Here is an 18,420-nt window from a genome sequence, read left to right on the forward strand (position 1 = left end):
ATAAAAATTCCCGGAATTTGATATTTCCGGGAATTTTTATATTAGTGAGTATAATTTTACATTAATACATTATACTTTTTACATCATACATTATACATCAATTTCCCACGATCGTTCTCGCCGTTACAAACTCTTTTAAAGCCAATAAAGACAATTCCGTTCCATATCCTGAACCCTTGCTTCCGCCGAATGGAAAACGCGGATCAGAGCTCGTCATTCTATTGATATTTACCGTTCCTGATTCCAGATTTTCGATAAAAAATAACTGACGGTCTGCTTTCTTCGTCCACACGGAATTTGAAAGTCCAAAAGGAATATCATTGGCCATTTGTAAAGCTTCTTCATCACTTTTAGCGATCATTATCATTCCAAGAGGTCCAAAAAGTTCTTCTTTTAAAATAGGATTTCCTGCCTGAACACGAATTAAACCGGGTTTAAATTCATTTTCAGAAATTCTTTCCAAAGGAATAATAATTTCCGCACCATTTTCCAATGCCCGGTTGAATTGAGCTTCCAACTCATCGGCAAGGTCAGGTCTAGCCATTCCCGCTAATTTAGTTTCCTTATTTAAAGGATCTCCAACTTCATACGTTTTATATTCTTCAATGAATTTCGGCAAAAACTCACCTTCAATTTTTTCATCAATAATAAATCTTTTAGCGGCAGTACAAGTTTGTCCGCAATTTTGAAGTCTGGATTTCGCTCCTGCTTTTGCAGCAGCATCCAAATCTGCATCGTCGAAAATAATGAAAGCATCACTTCCTCCCAATTCCAACAAAGATTTTTTGATATTTAAACCAGCGATTGAAGCGACTTCTCCACCAGCTTTTCCGCTACCTGTAAGACTCACTCCTTTTACAGCATCATGCTCAAGAATTTCTTTTACAGCTTTATGTCCCACTTCCAGATTCTGGAAAACACCTTCCGGAAAACCTGCCTCTAAAAGAACCTCTACAATGGCATTTCCACTTCCGAAACAAATTGAAGCGTGTTTCAGAACTACTGTATTTCCAGCCAAAATCGCAGGAACAGCAAATCTCAATACCTGCCAGAAAGGAAAATTCCAGGGCATTACTCCTAAAATCACACCTTTCGGAACATAATGAACTTCAGAATAAGAAAATTCAGATTCAACTTTTTCGGGTTTTAAAATATTTTCAGCATCTGCATAATAATTCATCATCAAAGCACATTTTTCTACCTCAGCAATCGCTTCTGAAATAGGTTTATTCATTTCAGTCGTGATGATTCTGCCGAATTTTTCCGAATTATTCTTTAAAATTTCTGCCACTTTAGTGATTAGCTTTTGCTTTTCTTCAAACGGCACTTTTCTCCATTCTGAAAATGTCTTATCTGCTTGAATAAGCTTATTTTCAATTAACTGTTCCATAATCTAATTTCTGTTTTAAATTCAAAAATGAATTTATTAATGCCTTTATTCTAAAAGCATCGTGAAAGTAACAAATTTTGTTCCTTAAAGGGTAAATAAAGGAATGATTTTCTCTATTGAAATAATATAATTTTATCCTCAGATCATAAACCATTCATTCACAAGACACGCTGCAAGCCTCGTCGTTCTTTCCTGAATATCCAGGGAAGGATTGACTTCTGCTGCATCCAGCGCTATCAGTTTTTTACTCTTCAAAATATGCCTGTACAAATGCATAAAAGGCGTATCTGCAAAGATACCATTATATGCGGAAGCAGAAACTCCCGGAGCGATTGATGCGTTGAAAACATCCATACAGATGGTAAGGTAAATAAAATCTACACTTTCCATCAGTTCATCAATGCGCTGATAGATCGAAGGAAGATTTTCAAAAAAGAGTTCATCGGCAAGGATATATTTCATTCCGTACTGATGCGCTGTATCAAACAGTTTCAGGGTATTCGAATTTCTCTGGATCCCGATGTGCAGTGAGTTGATTTGCCCTTCCTGTGCAATCTGCCAGAATCCTGTTCCAGAGCTTGCTCCTACCCCATTTTCAGGCTGTCTGTTGTCAAAATGAGCATCGATATTGATAATCCCGATCTTTTGTTCCGGAAAGGCTGTTTTCACGCCTAAATAGTGGGCATAAGTCACCTCATGGCCTCCGCCCAAAACGAGTGATTTACCCCCTTTCAGCAGTACTTTTGATACGTTTTTAGCAAGACTATTCTGACTACTTTCCAGGTCACCGTCTTCACAAGTTACATTTCCAAAATCCAAAAGGGAAAAATCCGGGCGGATGACAGGAAAGTTAGACATATTCCTTCGGATCACATCCGGAGCATCTTTAGCACCCTGCCGTCCTTTATTCCGTCTCACTCCTTCATCTACGGCAAAACCGTGCAGTACAAAATCATCTGCTGCAATATGGTCGTAATTATGTTCTTCTTTAACTCTTTGGAATATTCTGTGGAAAAGAAGTTCTTCCCCGTCTAATCTGCCTTGCCAAGTGTCCTGAAACATAGGTTTTAAATTAAATTTTAGTTACATCGTTTTATCCGGTAAATCTAAATAATATTGTTTAGATATTAAAACGCTCCTGCATTCAATTTCAACAGCGTTCCATGACATCCGTCATTCAATAAAAATGTCCTTTTAAGGTTATTCTTTTCCCTGATTGGCATTACTGCTGATAAACATTTCGTTGCGTTCTTCCGAAACAATTTCCAGAAATCGCTCATAATGCTTGAGGACATCAGAAATCAATTCATTTTTGGTAAAGTACTGCACATCATATCCTTCCCTTCCATCTCCAAAATAGGATCTTGGATAGTGGGTTTTCTTATTATCCAGATCGGGTAGATTCTCTTCATTCATCATGTATTCAGAAACGGTTTTCACCTTGTTTTCAACGCCATAAATAAAATTATTGACAACGCCCTGATGAATTTCTATTTCTGTTCTGACAGGATTTTCATAATGATTAATTTTTGCATCGATCCCATTGGCTGCAAATTCCTGCTGCAGATCTGTAAAGGCTTCTTTTGTTTTCACCTGAATAAAATGATCTACTGAAGAATTATCTTTAAAGGAAACAATGTTTTTTAAACGCTCTTTCCAAAATTCGCCTGACCAGGGAACAGTGGATGCAGAAAAGTTGGTATCATAATATTTCTGATCGATAATAAGTCCCTTCATCAAACTTACTATAAACAAAAGGACAATGATTGAAAAGGGCAATGCCGTAATTAAAGTCATACTTTGAAGGGCTTTTAAACCACCTGCATTTAATAATAGAAGGGAAAGAACAGCGAGTAAAATACCCCAGAATACAATTTGCCATTTGGGAGACTTTTTGGCATTTTTAGTAGCGATACTGTTCATTACAAATATTCCTGAATCGGCGGATGTCACGAAGAAAATAATAATGATGGCAATAACAAAAAAACCGGTCAGGCTCGATAAGGGCATATACTCTAAAAACCGGAACATCAATGCATCAGGATCGGATGCCATCTGACTTAATTTTCCGTTGGCCACATTCAGATCGAACCAAATAGCACTGTTTCCAAACACGGACATCCAGATAAAATTGAATAAGGTAGGAAGTACCAAAACTGCCAGAATAAATTCCCTGATGGTTCTTCCTTTGGAAATTCGTGCGATAAATAACCCTACATAAGGCGACCATGAAATCCACCACGCCCAGTATAAAATAGTCCAGTCATAGAACCAAGGCAACGCATTTTTTTCGTAAACATGGGTATTGAAGGTAAGGTTGAAAAAATTATTGATATAGTTTCCCAATCCATCCGTAAAGCTTCCTATCAAATAAACCGTTGGTCCTAATATCAGTACAAAAAGTAAGAGGACAATGACGCCCATTACATTGATATTGCTTAAAATCTTTACGCCTTTATCTACTCCGCTAATCGCTGAAAATACAGAAAGAGAAATAAGGCTGATCACAATAATCACCTGATTGGTAAAACTGTTTTCCGCAGTGATATGGAGTATATTTAATCCTGAACTAATCTGTACCACTCCAAATCCTAACGTCGTGGTCAATCCAAAGAAAGTACAGCATAATGCAAACACATCAATTGCATTTCCCCATTTACCATTAATCTTATCTTTCAGCAATGGATAAAAGCAGCTTCGTAATGAAAGCGGCAATCTGTATCGGTAAGCAAAATACGATAAGGAAAGTCCTACCACTCCGTAAATAGCCCAGGCATGAATTCCCCAGTGAAAAAAAGTATATAGCTGTGCCTGTTTTGCCCTGCTAACGTAATGATTATCTGCAAAAACTTCGGAAGAATAGTGTTGCATGGGTTCTGCCACACTAAAATAAATCAGTCCGATTCCCATCCCTGCTGCAAACAGCATTGAAATCCAGGAAAAGAATGAATATTCAGGTTTGCTATCGTTAGACCCCAGCTTAATGTTCGCATATTTACTAAACAGCAGATACACTAAAAAGATCACAAACAGAGTGACCGCCCAGACATACACCCAGTTCAGATTAACAAATATGAACTGTTTAATCTCATTCAGGATATTTTCTGTCGGCTTAGGATATAGGGCCGAAAGAAAACATGTTCCAATAATAAAAATCAGACTTGGGATGGTTACCCCTTTATTGAAAGTAGATTTTACATTTTTAAATTTCATCATATTTATTTTCGTATTAATATTGACAGACACCTGGCATAGCCCCGGTAGAAGTACTCAAAGAAATAATATGACTGCGTTATTTTCCTTATCAAGGATGTACTTAAGAACTATAGAAAATTACTGTTTTATACAATGAATCAACAGTAATGGGGGCACAATATAAGAAAACTTATATAAAAAATAAAAATCGAAGGCTGTTATTCCGCCTCATCTACCTTTTCAAAAAATCTGATTTAATTTACATTATAGTGTTCAAAACTCTGCCAGTATTTATCTTTATAAATTTCGAGTGAAATTTTATATTGAGGGTTTTCTTTTATGATCTGATCAAAGACTTTTGAGGGTTGTCTGAAATCTTTGCTGGCAAAATAAATACTTTTACAACTGTCTGCCGTTTCTCTCCCGATGTACAGATGCCCATCTTTAGGAGTGAGAACTTCCACTGCATAATCTTCGATGATGTTCATGGTATTGTAATCTTTTTCTTCCGGGAAACCATCATTTCTGCTTCCGTCATAAGAAAATTTCAGAACTGAGATCCACGGATAGGAAGCTTTTGCATCATATTTTAATAAAGAAGCATTCACCGTAGCCATAAGAGGCATCCCATTTTCTAAAGTGGCTTCAAGAAGAGAAAACTGGTCTTCATTTTCTAAAATCTGCGAATCTTTATACTTTTCTGTAAATTCTCTTTCTCTCCAGAGAAGAAATTCCCTTAGCTTTTCTATAGGGATCAGTTCCTGCTCCGCTTCGTTTTTACCGATAATGCTAAAGGTATCTATTTGAGTGGCAAAATTCAGTTCGCCGAGGAAGTTATCCAGAAAAATACAGATTCCCGTCGTAGCTGATTCTCTGTTTTCTTCGGTTAAATTTTCATAAACAAAGGCCAGGTCTATCTCATCCGGATAACCATCTATGTCGTTAGAGTAAAAGTATATATTGTTTTTTGTAAACTCACAGTCATTCATTCTCACCCCAACATTTTCAATATTTGTTTCAGGTTTGAGAGCGGTAAATTTCCAATGATCAATCTTTGGAGCAGCAGCAATAAGTTCTTCAGCAAAAATTATTTTTTTCACATCTCCTTCTACCGTAATAATAAGTTCTGCTGTATTTTCATCACACATTCCTGCAAGGAAATAATAACCATCGTTGATCTTGCGAAGTTCTGGAGACATGACATCAAAGAATTGCTCTTCAATATGTTCTCTACCTTTTACCACTTCAAAAAAAGTCTTTTCTTTTGTCAAAAACCAATCCCAAAACTCGTTATAGGTTCTGGTCTCTTTTTCCGGCTGTTTTTTGCCCAAAAGTTTATCAAATAATCCCATATCTAATGAACTTGATTTCCATTGATATACACGTTCTCTGCTTTCAGGCTTCCTTGATTGTAGAGCACATTCTGGAAGTTATCCGTTTTAAAAGTCACAAAATCTGCCTTTTTACCGGCTTCCAGTTTTCCTATGTCTTCAAGACCTAAGGCATATGCAGCACGGAAGGTCATTCCTGCCAACACTTCAGCTGTTGTTAATTTTTCAAATGTTGCTAAAATGGAAGCTTGGATAATTAAATTTCCCATGGGTGCAGATCCCGGATTCCAGTCACTGGCAATCGCTACGATGGCACCTGCATCCAATAATTTTCTGGCCGGTGTGAATTTTTCTCCCAATCCTAAACTTGCTCCCGGAAGTGCTGTTGCTACAGTATCTGATTTAGCTAAAAAATCAATATCTTCATCAATAGTCGCTTCCAGATGGTCTGCAGATTTAGCCCCTACTTCTACTGCTATTCTAGAACTTCCCGGTGTAAACTGGTCTGCATGAACAGTAATATCAAAACCTAAATCCTTAGTTTTAAGTAAAAAATCTTTACTTTCTTCAGGCTGGAAAGCAGATTTCTCAATAAATATATCTACACGTGTTGCAAGTTCTTCTTCTTTTACTTTAGGTAAAATTTCGGTAAGGATATACTCTAAATATTCCTGATTGCTTCCTTCAAAATCTCTAGGCTTAAGGTGTGCAGAAAGACATGTAGGAACCAGTTTAGCTTCGGTCTGTCCTTGTGCTTTTTTAATTATCCTAAGCATTTTCAGTTCATTCTCTACATCCAATCCGTAACCGCTTTTTACTTCAATGGTTGTAATTCCCAATGCTATCAGGAAGTTGATTCTTTCCAGCAAAGTTTTTAGTAATTCTTCTTCCGAAGCACTTCTTGTATGCTGTACAGAACTCCAGATTCCCCCACCGCTTTCAGCGATTTCCAGATATGTTTTTCCTGCATTACGCATGGCAAAATCATTGGCCCGGTTTCCTCCAAAACAGATATGGGTATGTGAGTCTACCAATCCGGGAAGAACAATCTGCTGCCCTTCAATGGTTTCTATGTTTATATTTTGATTTTCATATTTCAGTGTTTCGAAATTTCCAATTTCCTGGATGGTACCGTCATTCACTACAATTCCTCCGTCTACGACAATATCGATCTGCTCATCGGAAAGTTTTCCTCTTAAAGGAAGATTGGCCAATGTTACGATCTGTTTGAAAGGTCCTATTAATTTCATTAGTTAGGTTTAGATTAAGATTAAGGCTAAGGTTGTTTAGGTATAGATTAAGTTTGACTGTTATTTTTTAGGTAATTCGTAATTTTATTTAAATCGAATATCACTTCATCAATCAATATCTGTATTTCTAAACAATCATTTTCTGAAAAATATTTTACTCTGTTTCCATACATCAAATGATTTTTAGTTTCAAATGCTGAGCCTCTGGAAATATCATAGAACCTGCTTTTATCTTTAGCAGTCCTTCTTCCAAAACCTTCGGCAATATTTGCAGCCATACTTTGCGCAGACCTTCTTAGTTGCGAAGTAAGTGCATAGTCTTCCTCTTTAGGTAAGTCAGCAGATATAAGGAAACACCGTTCAGCAATATCCATTGCTTTTTGCCAAACAGGCATTTCGGTAAAATCTTTTATCAATTTATTATCTCTATTTTTCCTCTCAAAAATACTTAAAATATATTAATATCCTCAATCTAAATTAGCCTCTGCCTTTACCTTAGCCTCTATCTCAGCCTCACTATTCGCCTTTTTCCTATCCTTGAATTTTCTTAATCTAAACCTCAACCTTAGTCTAAATTTGCTATCTTTGAGGTAAATGAAATGAATTAATGCCAGATTTTTTACATCCAGATAAGGAAAACTACTCGCATGAAGAGCTTATGCAGGAGGAGCAGATCCGTCCCCAGAGTTTTAAAGACTTTGCCGGGCAGAGAAAAACTTTGGAAAACCTTGAAGTTTTCGTGAGTGCTGCCAAACGACGCGGTGGAGCTCTTGATCATGTACTTCTGCACGGTCCGCCGGGTCTGGGTAAAACAACTTTAGCCAATATTATCGCTAATGAACTTGGTGTAGGCTGTAAAATTACTTCCGGTCCTGTTTTGGACAAACCGGGAAGTTTAGCAGGCTTGCTTACGAATCTGGAAGAAAATGACGTTCTTTTTATTGATGAGATCCACCGTCTTTCTCCTATTGTAGAAGAATATCTGTATTCTGCTATGGAGGATTATAAGATAGACATTATGCTGGAAACCGGCCCTAATGCAAGAAGTGTTCAGATTGGTCTGAATCCTTTTACATTGGTGGGAGCAACTACAAGAAGCGGAATGCTGACGAAGCCGATGTTGGCAAGATTCGGGATCCAGAGCAGACTTGAGTATTATTCGGTTGAGCTTTTATCGATGATCATTCAGAGGAGTTCAAGGGTTTTAGGAAGTAAGATTTATGAAGATGCAGCGATAGAAATCGCGAGAAGAAGCCGTGGAACTCCGAGAATTGCGAATGCTTTGTTAAGAAGGGTACGTGATTTTGCTGAGATCAAAGGAAATGGTGAAATTGAGATCAACATTACCAAATATGCATTGAATTCTCTTAATGTCGATGAGTTCGGATTGGATGAAATGGATAATAAGATCATGCGTGTCATGATAGAAAATTTTAAAGGAAAACCTGTAGGAATTTCTGCGCTTGCTACTTCTATTGCTGAAAATCCTGAAACATTGGAAGAGGTTTACGAACCTTTTTTGATTCAGGAAGGATTCATTATCAGAACACCAAGAGGAAGAGAGGTGACCGATAAAGCCTATAAGCATTTAAATATAGCCATCCCGAGAAGTCCTGGAGAATTATTTTAACCATCTATGTTTATTCCAAAACTATACAGAAGTGAAGATTACAACCTGATGAAAGAAATCATCAGGGAAAATGCTTTTGCTTTACTTATTTCTTCCGTTGAAAAAATAAGGGCTACTCATTCTATGATGATGCTTAATGAAGATGACCCGGAGAATATCTATGTGGAAACTCATATTTCAAGAGCCAATCCTCAGGCAAAAACATTAAAGGACGGAGACGAAGTACTTTGTGATTTCCTTGGAGCCCATACTTATATCTCAAGCAGCTGGTACGACCATATGAACGTATCAACCTGGAATTATGAGGCGGTACAGATCCACGGAAAGGTACAACTGATGAATCATGACGAATTGTATCAGCATCTGGACAAATTAACGTCCAAATATGAAAATTTCCAGAAGTGTCCGGTGATGGTGAAAGATATGGGAAGGGAATTTGTAGAAAAGGAAATGAAAGGCGCTTTCGGGCTGAAAATAATTCCGACAGAAATATTCATCAAGCAAAAACTTTCTCAGAACAGAAAGGAGCATGATTTTCAAAATATCATTTCGGAGCTTGAAAATTCTGATGAGAATGGAAGAAAGATTGCTGAAAAAATGAAATTAATAAAGAAATAATAATCAAAATATATATGAAATTATATCCAATACAATGTGGAAAATTTAAACTGGATGGCGGTGCCATGTTTGGAGTCGTCCCAAAGAGTTTGTGGGAAAAAACCAATCCTGCAGACGAAAAAAACCTAATCGAACTGGGAACAAGATCCCTGCTTATAGAAGACGGCAAGAAACTGATTCTTGTGGACTGCGGTCTTGGCAATAAACAAGATGATAAATTCTTCGGTCATTATTCTCTTTGGGGAGATGACAGTCTTGATAAAAATTTAAAGAAATTCGGTTTTGTAAAAGAGGATATCACCGATGTTTTCCTTACTCACCTTCACTTTGACCATTGCGGAGGTGCCATCGAATGGAATGACGACAGAACAGGATATAGACCTGCTTTTAAAAATGCCCAGTTCTGGACCAATGAAAACCACTGGAAATGGGCTACAGAGCCTAATCCAAGAGAAAAAGCAAGTTTCCTGAAGGAGAATATCCTTCCGATACAGGAAAGTGGACAACTTAACTTTTTACCTCTTCCAACTACAGGAAATTACGGTTTTGCACCTGATTTGAAAATGGATGTGATCTTTGTAGACGGACATACGGAAAAGCAAATGCTTCCGGTGATCCAATACCAGGAAAAAACAATTGTTTTCGCAGCGGATCTTATTCCTACTGCGGGACATATCAACCAGGTGTATGTGATGGGATATGATACCAGACCTCTTCTCACTATGGAAGAAAAAGGAAAGTTCCTGAAACAGTGCGTAGATAATGAATATTTACTGTTCTTTGAACATGACGCTCACAATGAATTAGCGAGCCTTAAAATGACTGAAAAAGGAGTAAGATTGGATGAAATTCACAGTTTTAATGACGTTTTTGGATATTAACTTTTGATTATGGAAGAATTACATTCAGAAACACAGAAAGCAGAACCGGAACCATCACCCAAGATCATTGGGCTTACCGGCGGTATAGGCTCAGGAAAGACTACTGTAGCCCATTTTATTGAGGAGTTTGGTTTCCCGGTTTATTATTCTGATGACAGGGCGAAAACCATTGTAAATGACAGTGAAGACCTCAAAATAAAGATCAAAGAATTGCTGGGCGAAGAAGCTTATGATTCAAACGGCTTTTACAATAGAAAGTATGTAGCAGAAAAGGTGTTTAACAATAAAGATCTGCTTCATGAATTGAACGAAATCATTCATCCCGCTGTAAAGATTGATTTTGAAGAATGGCTGAAAAAACAGACCAAATATTTAGTCTTCAAAGAAACAGCGTTATTGTTTGAATTAAAACTGAACAGACAGTGCTACAAATCTCTTCTGGTGACTGCGGAAGATAATATCAGAACCAAAAGGGTAATGGACAGAGACGGAAAAACCTACCGTGAAGTAGAATCCGTTATGGAAAAGCAAATGCCTGAAAAGGATAAGATCAAACTGGCAGACTGTATTATTTACAACAACACCAACCTGGAGGATCTTAAGGAACAAACCGAACGGATCATCTTCAGTATTGAATAAAAAGAACCTCGTTAGAAATACTCTAACGAGGTTTTTATTTATATTATTGATTGTTTTGGTAAACAGAGGTTTTGTAGTGTCTCAATAGATAATCATAGATTACCATTTCAAATAATCTTTGATTGGAAACAAAGAGTCTGTTGATATTCATATGAAAAATACTCTGGAAAAAATGTTGTAAAGGGATTCCCAAAGATCCATTTTTATTATGAATTAGTATGTTTTGAAAAACAGCACTGCTTTCTTCAATATTGGAAATAACAGCATTTCTTTCTTCTGAAAATTCTTCAGACCGGACAAATTCTGTAAATTTTGGCTTAAATTCTCTATATTTTTTATCCAATTGACTATTCAATTTTTTATCCGCCTTGAATTCGGTTTTAAAAGCATGATTAAAATTTTTTATCCAATCCAGTTTTTCATGAACCGTTATTTTAAGTTGCTTTAATATTTCATCAATATAAAAGAGACTGATAATAATTTTTTCCTCATCATCATAATCTAAACATAGAAGTGTAAATTCACTGTTTTTACAGAATAACTGTTCAGCATCTTCGATCGTATTTTCTCCATATCTTTCAATTTCCCTGCTATATGTATCGATTAAAATATTCGAAATTTCACCGCTATTAAGGTATTCCAGCAAAGCCTGGTTTATTCTGTCAAGTACTGTTCCATAATACTCAATAATATTTAATCTGAATCGTATGCGGATGTGAGGTTTAGGATCAGTATAACGAAGAAAAAACCATTGTGAGATATAATTGTTCTTTTGAAAATCTTCCACTAAAGACTGTATCGCTTCTTCCAAAATTCCATCTGCCGTTTTTATTCCCGTATAAATTTTCAGGTAAAGCCATTCGGTTCCCGGACTAAATTTTCTTTTTACCATAACCTATTTCCTGTTTTTATACATTGGAAAGATAAACTCATGCTTATAATCATCATTTTCGTTGCATAAAAATTCTTCAATGATAATAGATTTTTTTAGCTTTATGGTTTCGATAAAAAGTTTTGCCATATCATAATTTTCCAGATTCATTGTTAAAGTATTATCAAAATTTACCCATTGAATCCATGATGGAATTTTCCTCTTAATTCTCCAATTTTCAAGCTGGATCAGAAAATGTTCTCTATCCAGTAAATCAAAAGAAATAATATCTTTTTCCGCTATCTTCCATTGGGCTTTTGACAGTATAATATTCCCATACTCTACTCTTGGTAAAAATTTATAAATATGTTCTAATCCTCCCCATGTAAAATATAATCCTTTTCGTATATCCTGAGAATAAAGATCAGAGAGGAAGTGATACATAGGTAAAGTGTTACCGGAATAATTATGGGCATTTGTTAAATAAGGTCTTATTTCTTTATTCAGCTTTTTGGAACGTAAAACAATTCTTTCATTTTTCAAAGAAATATATAAATCATCTACCGGTATTTGTTTTTCTTTTGGTAGTACAGATTGGGACAAATAAGGGATTTCATATTGTCTTAAGGTTGGCCTTCTGATCAAATTTCCGATTCTTGCTTCGGGTAAATGAACGATTTCTGCCAAAATATAATCAGAATTTAATTCCTGCTCTTTTTTTGCAATTGCTTTTGAAAGGGTTTGCAGCTCTGACCTTTCCGAACAAAATCTTCCCAGCAGATTCGCTGCGCTGCTTCCTGTACTGGTATTTAAGAATAGCTTTTCGCGATTATTATCCGAAATAATCTCTGTTAAAAAAGAAATAGTGTCAGGTAAATCATCCCAATTTTCTTCAAAATATTTGAAATCGTCGTCCAACAATTCTATTTTATACGCGTCTTCCAGTAAAGCATTTTGTAATTTTTCATTAAGAATTGCATGAACCGGAGTAAGTTTAATATGCAAATTCTCATCTTTTTTGGAAGTTGATAGCTGCAAATCTTCCAAATAGGGATGAAGTCCTTTTGCTGCATTATCTTGCTTATAGCCAATTCCAACTTCTGCATCAAGAACATACACTAAAGGCACTTCTTGTGTTTCAAATCTTTCGTTAAATGCTTTTTTGAATTTTTCTAAGTAATTATTTTTTTTGTTCCGGTTTAGTTTATTTAAAAAGACAACTCCTTTTTTTACCTCTTTTTTCCAATGATTGGGTAAAACAAATTGTCTTTCCGAATACAAATCGGTCTGAAAAAGATATTTTTTTTCATACTCAGCACCAAAAGATTTAATTAATTCTTCTGTTTGAGTATATTTTAAAACTGGATTTCCAATGTTTTGATCCAATTCAGTTAATTTATTCTTTACAGAAATTAGAATATTCAACTCTTTATATTCCTCTATTTTTTCCAGAATAAAAATAAGGATGTCTAAAAAATCTTTTCCGGATACATTCGGCTCTAATTCACTTACAAGAACCTGATTATCTATCAGCTCATTAATAAATTCCAAAGATTCTTCTTGGGTTATTTCATGATTAATAAGGGTTTCTGCTAGCTGTTGCAGTGTTTTACCTTCTTTTGACAGTTCAAGCACTTGCTCTAATTCTGCAGACAGAGGTACCGATGAAATAACATAATCTCTTTTCCCACCAGTATATTGATATTCCACATAACGGATTTTGTTTCCTATCCTGTAAATACTATTGTTTGGAAATAGCAACAACCTATTTCTTATTTCAGGTAATTGTATAAAATGCTGAGCCAGGGAAACAAGAAAATACATATCCAATTTGGTATCTCTAACTAACTGTCCATCTTTTGTCTGATCCGGATGACTCGCAGATTCCCTATTTATTACCCCTTCACCAAATTCCCCTAAACTAACACAAGAAAATAAGCCGAATGGTGTACAACGGGTACTCATTCGGCTATAGTATTTTAATATGGTATTTTTTAGTTTTTGATCGTCTTTTGGTAAAAACTTTTTTTCGGAATTTACCCATTTAGCCAATTCTTCATATAAGTATGGCGAAGCTAAGTAAATGGCTTCCTTAAAAATAGAACTCCCCGTAATTTCTTTTAATTCGCTATCCGAAATTTCTTTTTTATTAAATCTTTCTACAAAATTTTTGCAAGAAAATATGGGAGTACGCACAACATACTCATTAAAAAATTGGTAAGGAAAACGAGACATCTATTTTTTTGTATTTTCTTTTGGTTGGTAATCAGGATGCCCCAATTGCCAGAAGGCAAATGCAAAGATATCTCCTATACCGGCATATTGCTGGGCCACAGGAATATTAGCTCCATGCCCTCCCTCAAAATCTATTTTTAGTAATATTGCGTTGTCGGAGGCATCATCAGCCATTAATTTTGCTGCAAATTTTGCAGGCATCCATGGGGAAACTCTCTGATCATTTATTCCTGCTGTGATCAAAGTTGCAGGATACTTCACTCCTTTTTTAATGTGATGATAAGCATCCATTTCTAATAAGGCTTTAAATTCTTTTGGATCTTTTACACTTCCAAATTCTTGCGGTTGCCCATTAGAAGTTACTTCTTCCCTAAGCATATTTAGAGATCCCACTTCTGCAATAACAGCTTTAAAAAGATCCGGTCTTTCGGTCATTGCTCTACCCACTGTAATTCCTCCTGCACTACCTCCCCAAATCGCTATTTTCTCTTTTGAAGTATATTTTTCTTTTACAAGGTATTCTGTACAATCTATTAAATCTCTCCAAGTGTTAGACTTTGTCTCTTTATATCCTCCCAAACGCCACCGTTCTCCTTTTTCTCCCCCTCCTCTGACATGAGCAATTGCCATTATACCTCCTTGACTTACCCATAATAAATAACTTTTAGCAAAAGCAGGACTGTCAACTACTCCATAAGAGCCATAAGCTTCTATTAACATTGGAGATTTACCATTTTTAACTAAGTTTTTATTATAAATCAAAGATAATGGGATTTCTTCGCCATCTCTGGCTTTTACAGTTATCTCTTTTGCTACTATATCTTTGAATTCAGGGTATTCTATAATTGGTACAAGATTTTCCGGCTTGAAAGTATTGGTTTTAGCATCATATCTAAAACGCTGTTCATCATTTGCCCATCCTGAACATGTCATCCAGATATCCGGGAAATCTTGTCCTTTAGATTGTAAGTCAATATTTCCTGATGGATATGGAAGTCCGATAGGAATATCTTCCCCATTTTTATATAAATATAATTTAGCCTCTACGCCGTTTTTAGTGGTAGTATAATAGATGCCGTCTTTCGTAATTTTATAACCTTTTATAATTTCATCTTTTTTTTCAGGAATTAAAACCTCAGCATTTTTAAAATCTGGATTATCAATGCTGGTTTTACATAATTTATTAAGAGATGAATTATAGGATGATTGAAAAATAACCTTATCATTCCAAAAATCTAAATTTTTAGCTTTATCATTTGATTCGGAAAACGGTTTCCAATTTTTCTTACCGGCTAACAGATCTTTTTTACTTATTATAAATGTCTTTCTGTAAGGTTGAAAGTCCACCAGCATTCCTTTATAATACTGATCCTCAATATTATACTCCAAAATCATAGGAAACTGGTCTGCAGTAATTTTTAAATCTGGATTATTTTTGGCAGAAAAAACGTCAATTAATTTTTTGGGATCTGTTCCTAACTTATATAAAACAGTCTGGGTATTTTTATAAAAATCTATAGATTTTGGATCAATTGTTGAAAAAGCGACATAAATAAAACCACTATTATCATCTAGCCATTTTATCCCATCCAAAGTAGCGGGCGCTGTATTTGCAATAAATTCAGGATAAACTTGTTTTTTTTTCACATCGATGATAATCAAATCTGAAAGCTCTGCTCCCTTCTCTGCCATTGAAACAGCAATTTTACCACCATCCCAACTAGGGCTAATATAATTGATTACAAATTCATGATTAGGTTCTGAATTTTTGTAATTGATAGGATCATAAAGTAATTCTTCTTTCCCTGAATCTCTTTCTCTATAATATAGTTTTGCTATTTTTTCATCAGCATTCCTTTTTAGATAAAAATATTTATCATTATTAGTTATTTTCAATTCAGATATAGAATAGCCTCTCCTTTTATCAAACTCTAATCTTTTTTCTACATAATAGTTTCTTTTAGAAATTAGATTAAGAACAGAATTTGTATAAGCAGTCTGCGACTTCATCCAATTGATCGTCTGAGGATTTTCTAAATCTTCCAGATTTCTGTACTCATCCAATATTTTAGTTCCAAAATATTCATCAGTAGTAGGTTTTGAAAGTGCTAAATTTGTTTTTTGAGCATTGATAAAGTTGCAGAAAACAAAATTAATCAGAAGAATAAAATGTGTTTTTTTCATAGGTTATAAAATGGGAAAACTATTTTTTAATTTCCTCTTTGGGCTGGTAATCAGGATGACCTAATTGCCAAAATGCAAAGGCGAAAATGTCTGAAAGATTTGAATGCCCATGAAAATCAGTAGTATTGTTCCCATGCCCTCCCTCATAATCTATTTGAAGTAATACTGGATTTTTTGATGTATTATTCGATTGTAGTTTAGCCGCAAATTTTACAGGTTCCCAAGCAATAACTCTTGGGTCGTTTATTCCTCCTGTTATAAATGTTGCTGGGTATTTTACTCCTTTTTTGATATGGTGGTAAGCATCCATTTCCAGTAAAGCTTTAAACTCTTCAGGATCTTTCAATGCTCCATATTCATCTGCATTACTACCAATAGCAAGCACATCTCTTAATGTATTAGTTGTTGGTACTTCTAAAATTGCAGCTTTGAACAAATCTGGTCTTTCTGTTAATGCTCTTCCTACTGTAATCCCTCCTGCACTAGTTCCCCAAATTGCTACTTTATCCTTTGAGGTATACTTTTCATTAATTAAATACTCTGTACAGTCTATTAAATCTCTCCAAGTATTGGGTTTAGTTTCTTTATATCCTCCCAAACGCCATTTTTCTCCTTTTTCTCCACCTCCTCTCACGTGGGCAGTGGCAAAAACGCCGCCTTCTTTTACCCATAATAAATAAATTCTCGCAAAAAATGGGTTCCGAGATATTCCATATGCTCCATAAGCATCTATTAATACCGGATTTTTACTATCCCTTTTAATATTTTTATTATATATAAGGGATAATGGTATCTCTTCACCATCTCTTGCTTTTACAGTAATTTCCTCAACTACAATATCTGTAAACTCAGGATATTCGGTAATAGGAGTAATATTTTGAGCAAAAAAAGAATTTGTTTTTAGGTCATACTTAAAATGCTGTTCCTCATTTGCCCATCCCGAGCAGCTTACCCATATATCTGAAAAATCTTTTCCTTTTGCCTGTAAATTTATATTCCCTGATGGATAGGGAAGCTTAATTGGAATATTTTTCCCGTCTTTATATAAGTATAATTTTGCTTCCACTCCGTTTTTTGTGGTAGTGTAATAAATACCATCTTTAGTGAATCTATATTGTCCTATAACCTCATCATTTCTTTCTGGGATAAGAATTTCAGGGTTTATAAAATCTGGAACTGTTATACTGGTTTTGCAAAGCGTATAATTTTGAGTATTATATTGAGATAAAAAATACAGATCATTATCTATAAGTTGTAAGGATCTTACTTTATCTTCTTTAGTATAGAGAGACTTCCATGTTTTTTTACCCTCTAATAAATCTTGTTTAGGAATTATAAATGTTTGCCTGTAATAGCTATTATCAAGCAACATTCCTACGTAATATTTATCATTAGAATCTAAGATAATAGGAGATTTTTTTTCATCTATTTTTAGTTCAGGATTATTTTTAGCAGAAAAAACATCTGTTAATTCATTCGGAGGTGTCCCTATTTTGTATAAAATAGCCTGTGTGTTTTTATAGAAATTTTGAGATTTGGGATCATTGATTGGAAAATAAGTATAGAAAAATCCTGAATTATCATCCACCCACTTTATACCTCCTATATTCGCCGGCATTGTATTGGTAATCACTTCAGGATGAACATATTTGTTCTGCACATCCATAATAATTACCTCTGCCAGTTCTTTCCCTTTTTCAGCCATCGCAATGGCAACTTTATCCCCAACTAAGTCTGGGCTAATGTAATTAATTACAAATTCATGATTCTGTTCGTTACTTTTATAATTGACAGGGTCATAAAGCAATTCTTCTTTTCCTAAAAATCCTTCACGATAATAAAGCTTCGCAGCTTGTTCATTACCGCTTTTTTTTAAATAAAAATATTTATCATTATTAGTTATATTTATATTTGATACAGAATACCCCTGCCTTTTATCAAACTCCAGCCTTTTCTCTAAATAAAATTTTCTTTTAGGAATTTGATTAAGAATTGAATTTGTATAATCTGTTTGAGTCTCCATCCATTTCTTTGTTGAAGGACTCTCTAAATTCTCTAGGTTTCTATACTCATCTACTATTGTAGTCCCAAAATATTTATCTGTTACAGGAACAGATGGTGCTGGATTGCTTTTTTGAGCATTTACAGTGAATATATATAAAACACAAACAATGATAAATATTGATTTCTCCATTT

At 35.1% G+C, this 18,420-nt stretch carries 14 protein-coding genes; 4 read left to right on the forward strand and 10 right to left on the reverse strand.

Going from position 1 to position 18,420, the window contains the following annotated elements; translation table 11 throughout:
* Positions 1 to 97: 97 nt before the first annotated feature.
* The 6 genes from HHL23_RS00675 to HHL23_RS00700 all read right to left on the reverse strand — a co-directional run bounded on the left by HHL23_RS00675 (position 98) and on the right by HHL23_RS00700 (position 7,582).
* On the reverse strand, positions 98 to 1,390 hold the full coding sequence (locus HHL23_RS00675) for an aldehyde dehydrogenase family protein (RefSeq protein WP_169232917.1): 1,293 nt from the start codon (positions 1,388 to 1,390) through the stop codon (positions 98 to 100).
* A gap of 138 nt (positions 1,391 to 1,528) precedes the next feature.
* On the reverse strand, positions 1,529 to 2,452 hold the full coding sequence (hutG, locus tag HHL23_RS00680; protein WP_169232918.1) for a formimidoylglutamase: 924 nt from the start codon (positions 2,450 to 2,452) through the stop codon (positions 1,529 to 1,531).
* Positions 2,453 to 2,590: 138 nt separating this feature from the next.
* Entirely contained in the window at positions 2,591 to 4,606 is a 2,016-nt protein-coding gene (locus HHL23_RS00685; RefSeq protein ID WP_169232919.1) for a BCCT family transporter, read from the reverse strand.
* A 233-nt stretch (positions 4,607 to 4,839) separates the two neighbouring features.
* A complete protein-coding gene (locus HHL23_RS00690; protein ID WP_169232920.1) occupies positions 4,840 to 5,937 on the reverse strand; it encodes a DUF695 domain-containing protein in 1,098 nt (365 codons plus the stop codon).
* Positions 5,938 to 5,939: 2 nt separating this feature from the next.
* On the reverse strand, positions 5,940 to 7,166 hold the full coding sequence (gene hutI, locus HHL23_RS00695) for an imidazolonepropionase (protein WP_169232921.1): 1,227 nt from the start codon (positions 7,164 to 7,166) through the stop codon (positions 5,940 to 5,942).
* A 47-nt stretch (positions 7,167 to 7,213) separates the two neighbouring features.
* On the reverse strand, positions 7,214 to 7,582 hold the full coding sequence (locus HHL23_RS00700) for a four helix bundle protein (protein WP_169232922.1): 369 nt from the start codon (positions 7,580 to 7,582) through the stop codon (positions 7,214 to 7,216).
* A 191-nt stretch (positions 7,583 to 7,773) separates the two neighbouring features.
* Here HHL23_RS00700 and ruvB point away from each other — a divergent pair, with 191 nt between their 5' ends.
* The 4 genes from ruvB to coaE are packed head-to-tail and all read left to right on the forward strand — an operon-like array spanning position 7,774 to position 10,934.
* A complete protein-coding gene (gene ruvB, locus HHL23_RS00705) occupies positions 7,774 to 8,796 on the forward strand; it encodes a Holliday junction branch migration DNA helicase RuvB (RefSeq protein ID WP_073329578.1) in 1,023 nt (340 codons plus the stop codon).
* 6 nt (positions 8,797 to 8,802) lie between these two features.
* Positions 8,803 to 9,414 carry an FMN-binding negative transcriptional regulator gene (locus HHL23_RS00710; RefSeq protein WP_169232923.1) on the forward strand — a complete coding sequence of 204 codons (612 nt, stop codon included), beginning with the start codon at positions 8,803 to 8,805 and terminating at the stop codon, positions 9,412 to 9,414.
* Between the two features lie 14 nt (positions 9,415 to 9,428).
* Positions 9,429 to 10,295, forward strand: a complete 867-nt coding sequence (locus HHL23_RS00715) for an MBL fold metallo-hydrolase (RefSeq protein WP_169232924.1) — start codon at positions 9,429 to 9,431, stop codon at positions 10,293 to 10,295.
* A gap of 9 nt (positions 10,296 to 10,304) precedes the next feature.
* Positions 10,305 to 10,934: a dephospho-CoA kinase gene (gene coaE / locus HHL23_RS00720; RefSeq protein ID WP_169232925.1), complete on the forward strand. Its 630-nt coding sequence runs from the start codon at positions 10,305 to 10,307 to the stop codon at positions 10,932 to 10,934.
* 43 nt (positions 10,935 to 10,977) lie between these two features.
* Here coaE and HHL23_RS00725 read toward each other — a convergent pair whose 3' ends face one another.
* The 4 genes from HHL23_RS00725 to HHL23_RS00740 are packed head-to-tail and all read right to left on the reverse strand — an operon-like array spanning position 10,978 to position 18,418.
* Positions 10,978 to 11,826 carry a thiopeptide-type bacteriocin biosynthesis protein gene (locus tag HHL23_RS00725; protein ID WP_169232926.1) on the reverse strand — a complete coding sequence of 283 codons (849 nt, stop codon included), beginning with the start codon at positions 11,824 to 11,826 and terminating at the stop codon, positions 10,978 to 10,980.
* A 3-nt stretch (positions 11,827 to 11,829) separates the two neighbouring features.
* A complete protein-coding gene (locus HHL23_RS00730; RefSeq protein WP_169232927.1) occupies positions 11,830 to 14,040 on the reverse strand; it encodes a lantibiotic dehydratase family protein in 2,211 nt (736 codons plus the stop codon).
* Entirely contained in the window at positions 14,041 to 16,224 is a 2,184-nt protein-coding gene (locus tag HHL23_RS00735) for a prolyl oligopeptidase family serine peptidase (protein WP_169232928.1), read from the reverse strand.
* Positions 16,225 to 16,243: 19 nt separating this feature from the next.
* Complete coding sequence (locus HHL23_RS00740; protein ID WP_169232929.1) at positions 16,244 to 18,418, reverse strand: prolyl oligopeptidase family serine peptidase; 2,175 nt, start codon at positions 18,416 to 18,418, stop codon at positions 16,244 to 16,246.
* Positions 18,419 to 18,420: the final 2 nt, after the last annotated feature.

Origin of the sequence: Chryseobacterium antibioticum, from assembly GCF_012927325.1 — a bacterium.
GTDB lineage: Bacteria > Bacteroidota > Bacteroidia > Flavobacteriales > Weeksellaceae > Chryseobacterium > Chryseobacterium antibioticum.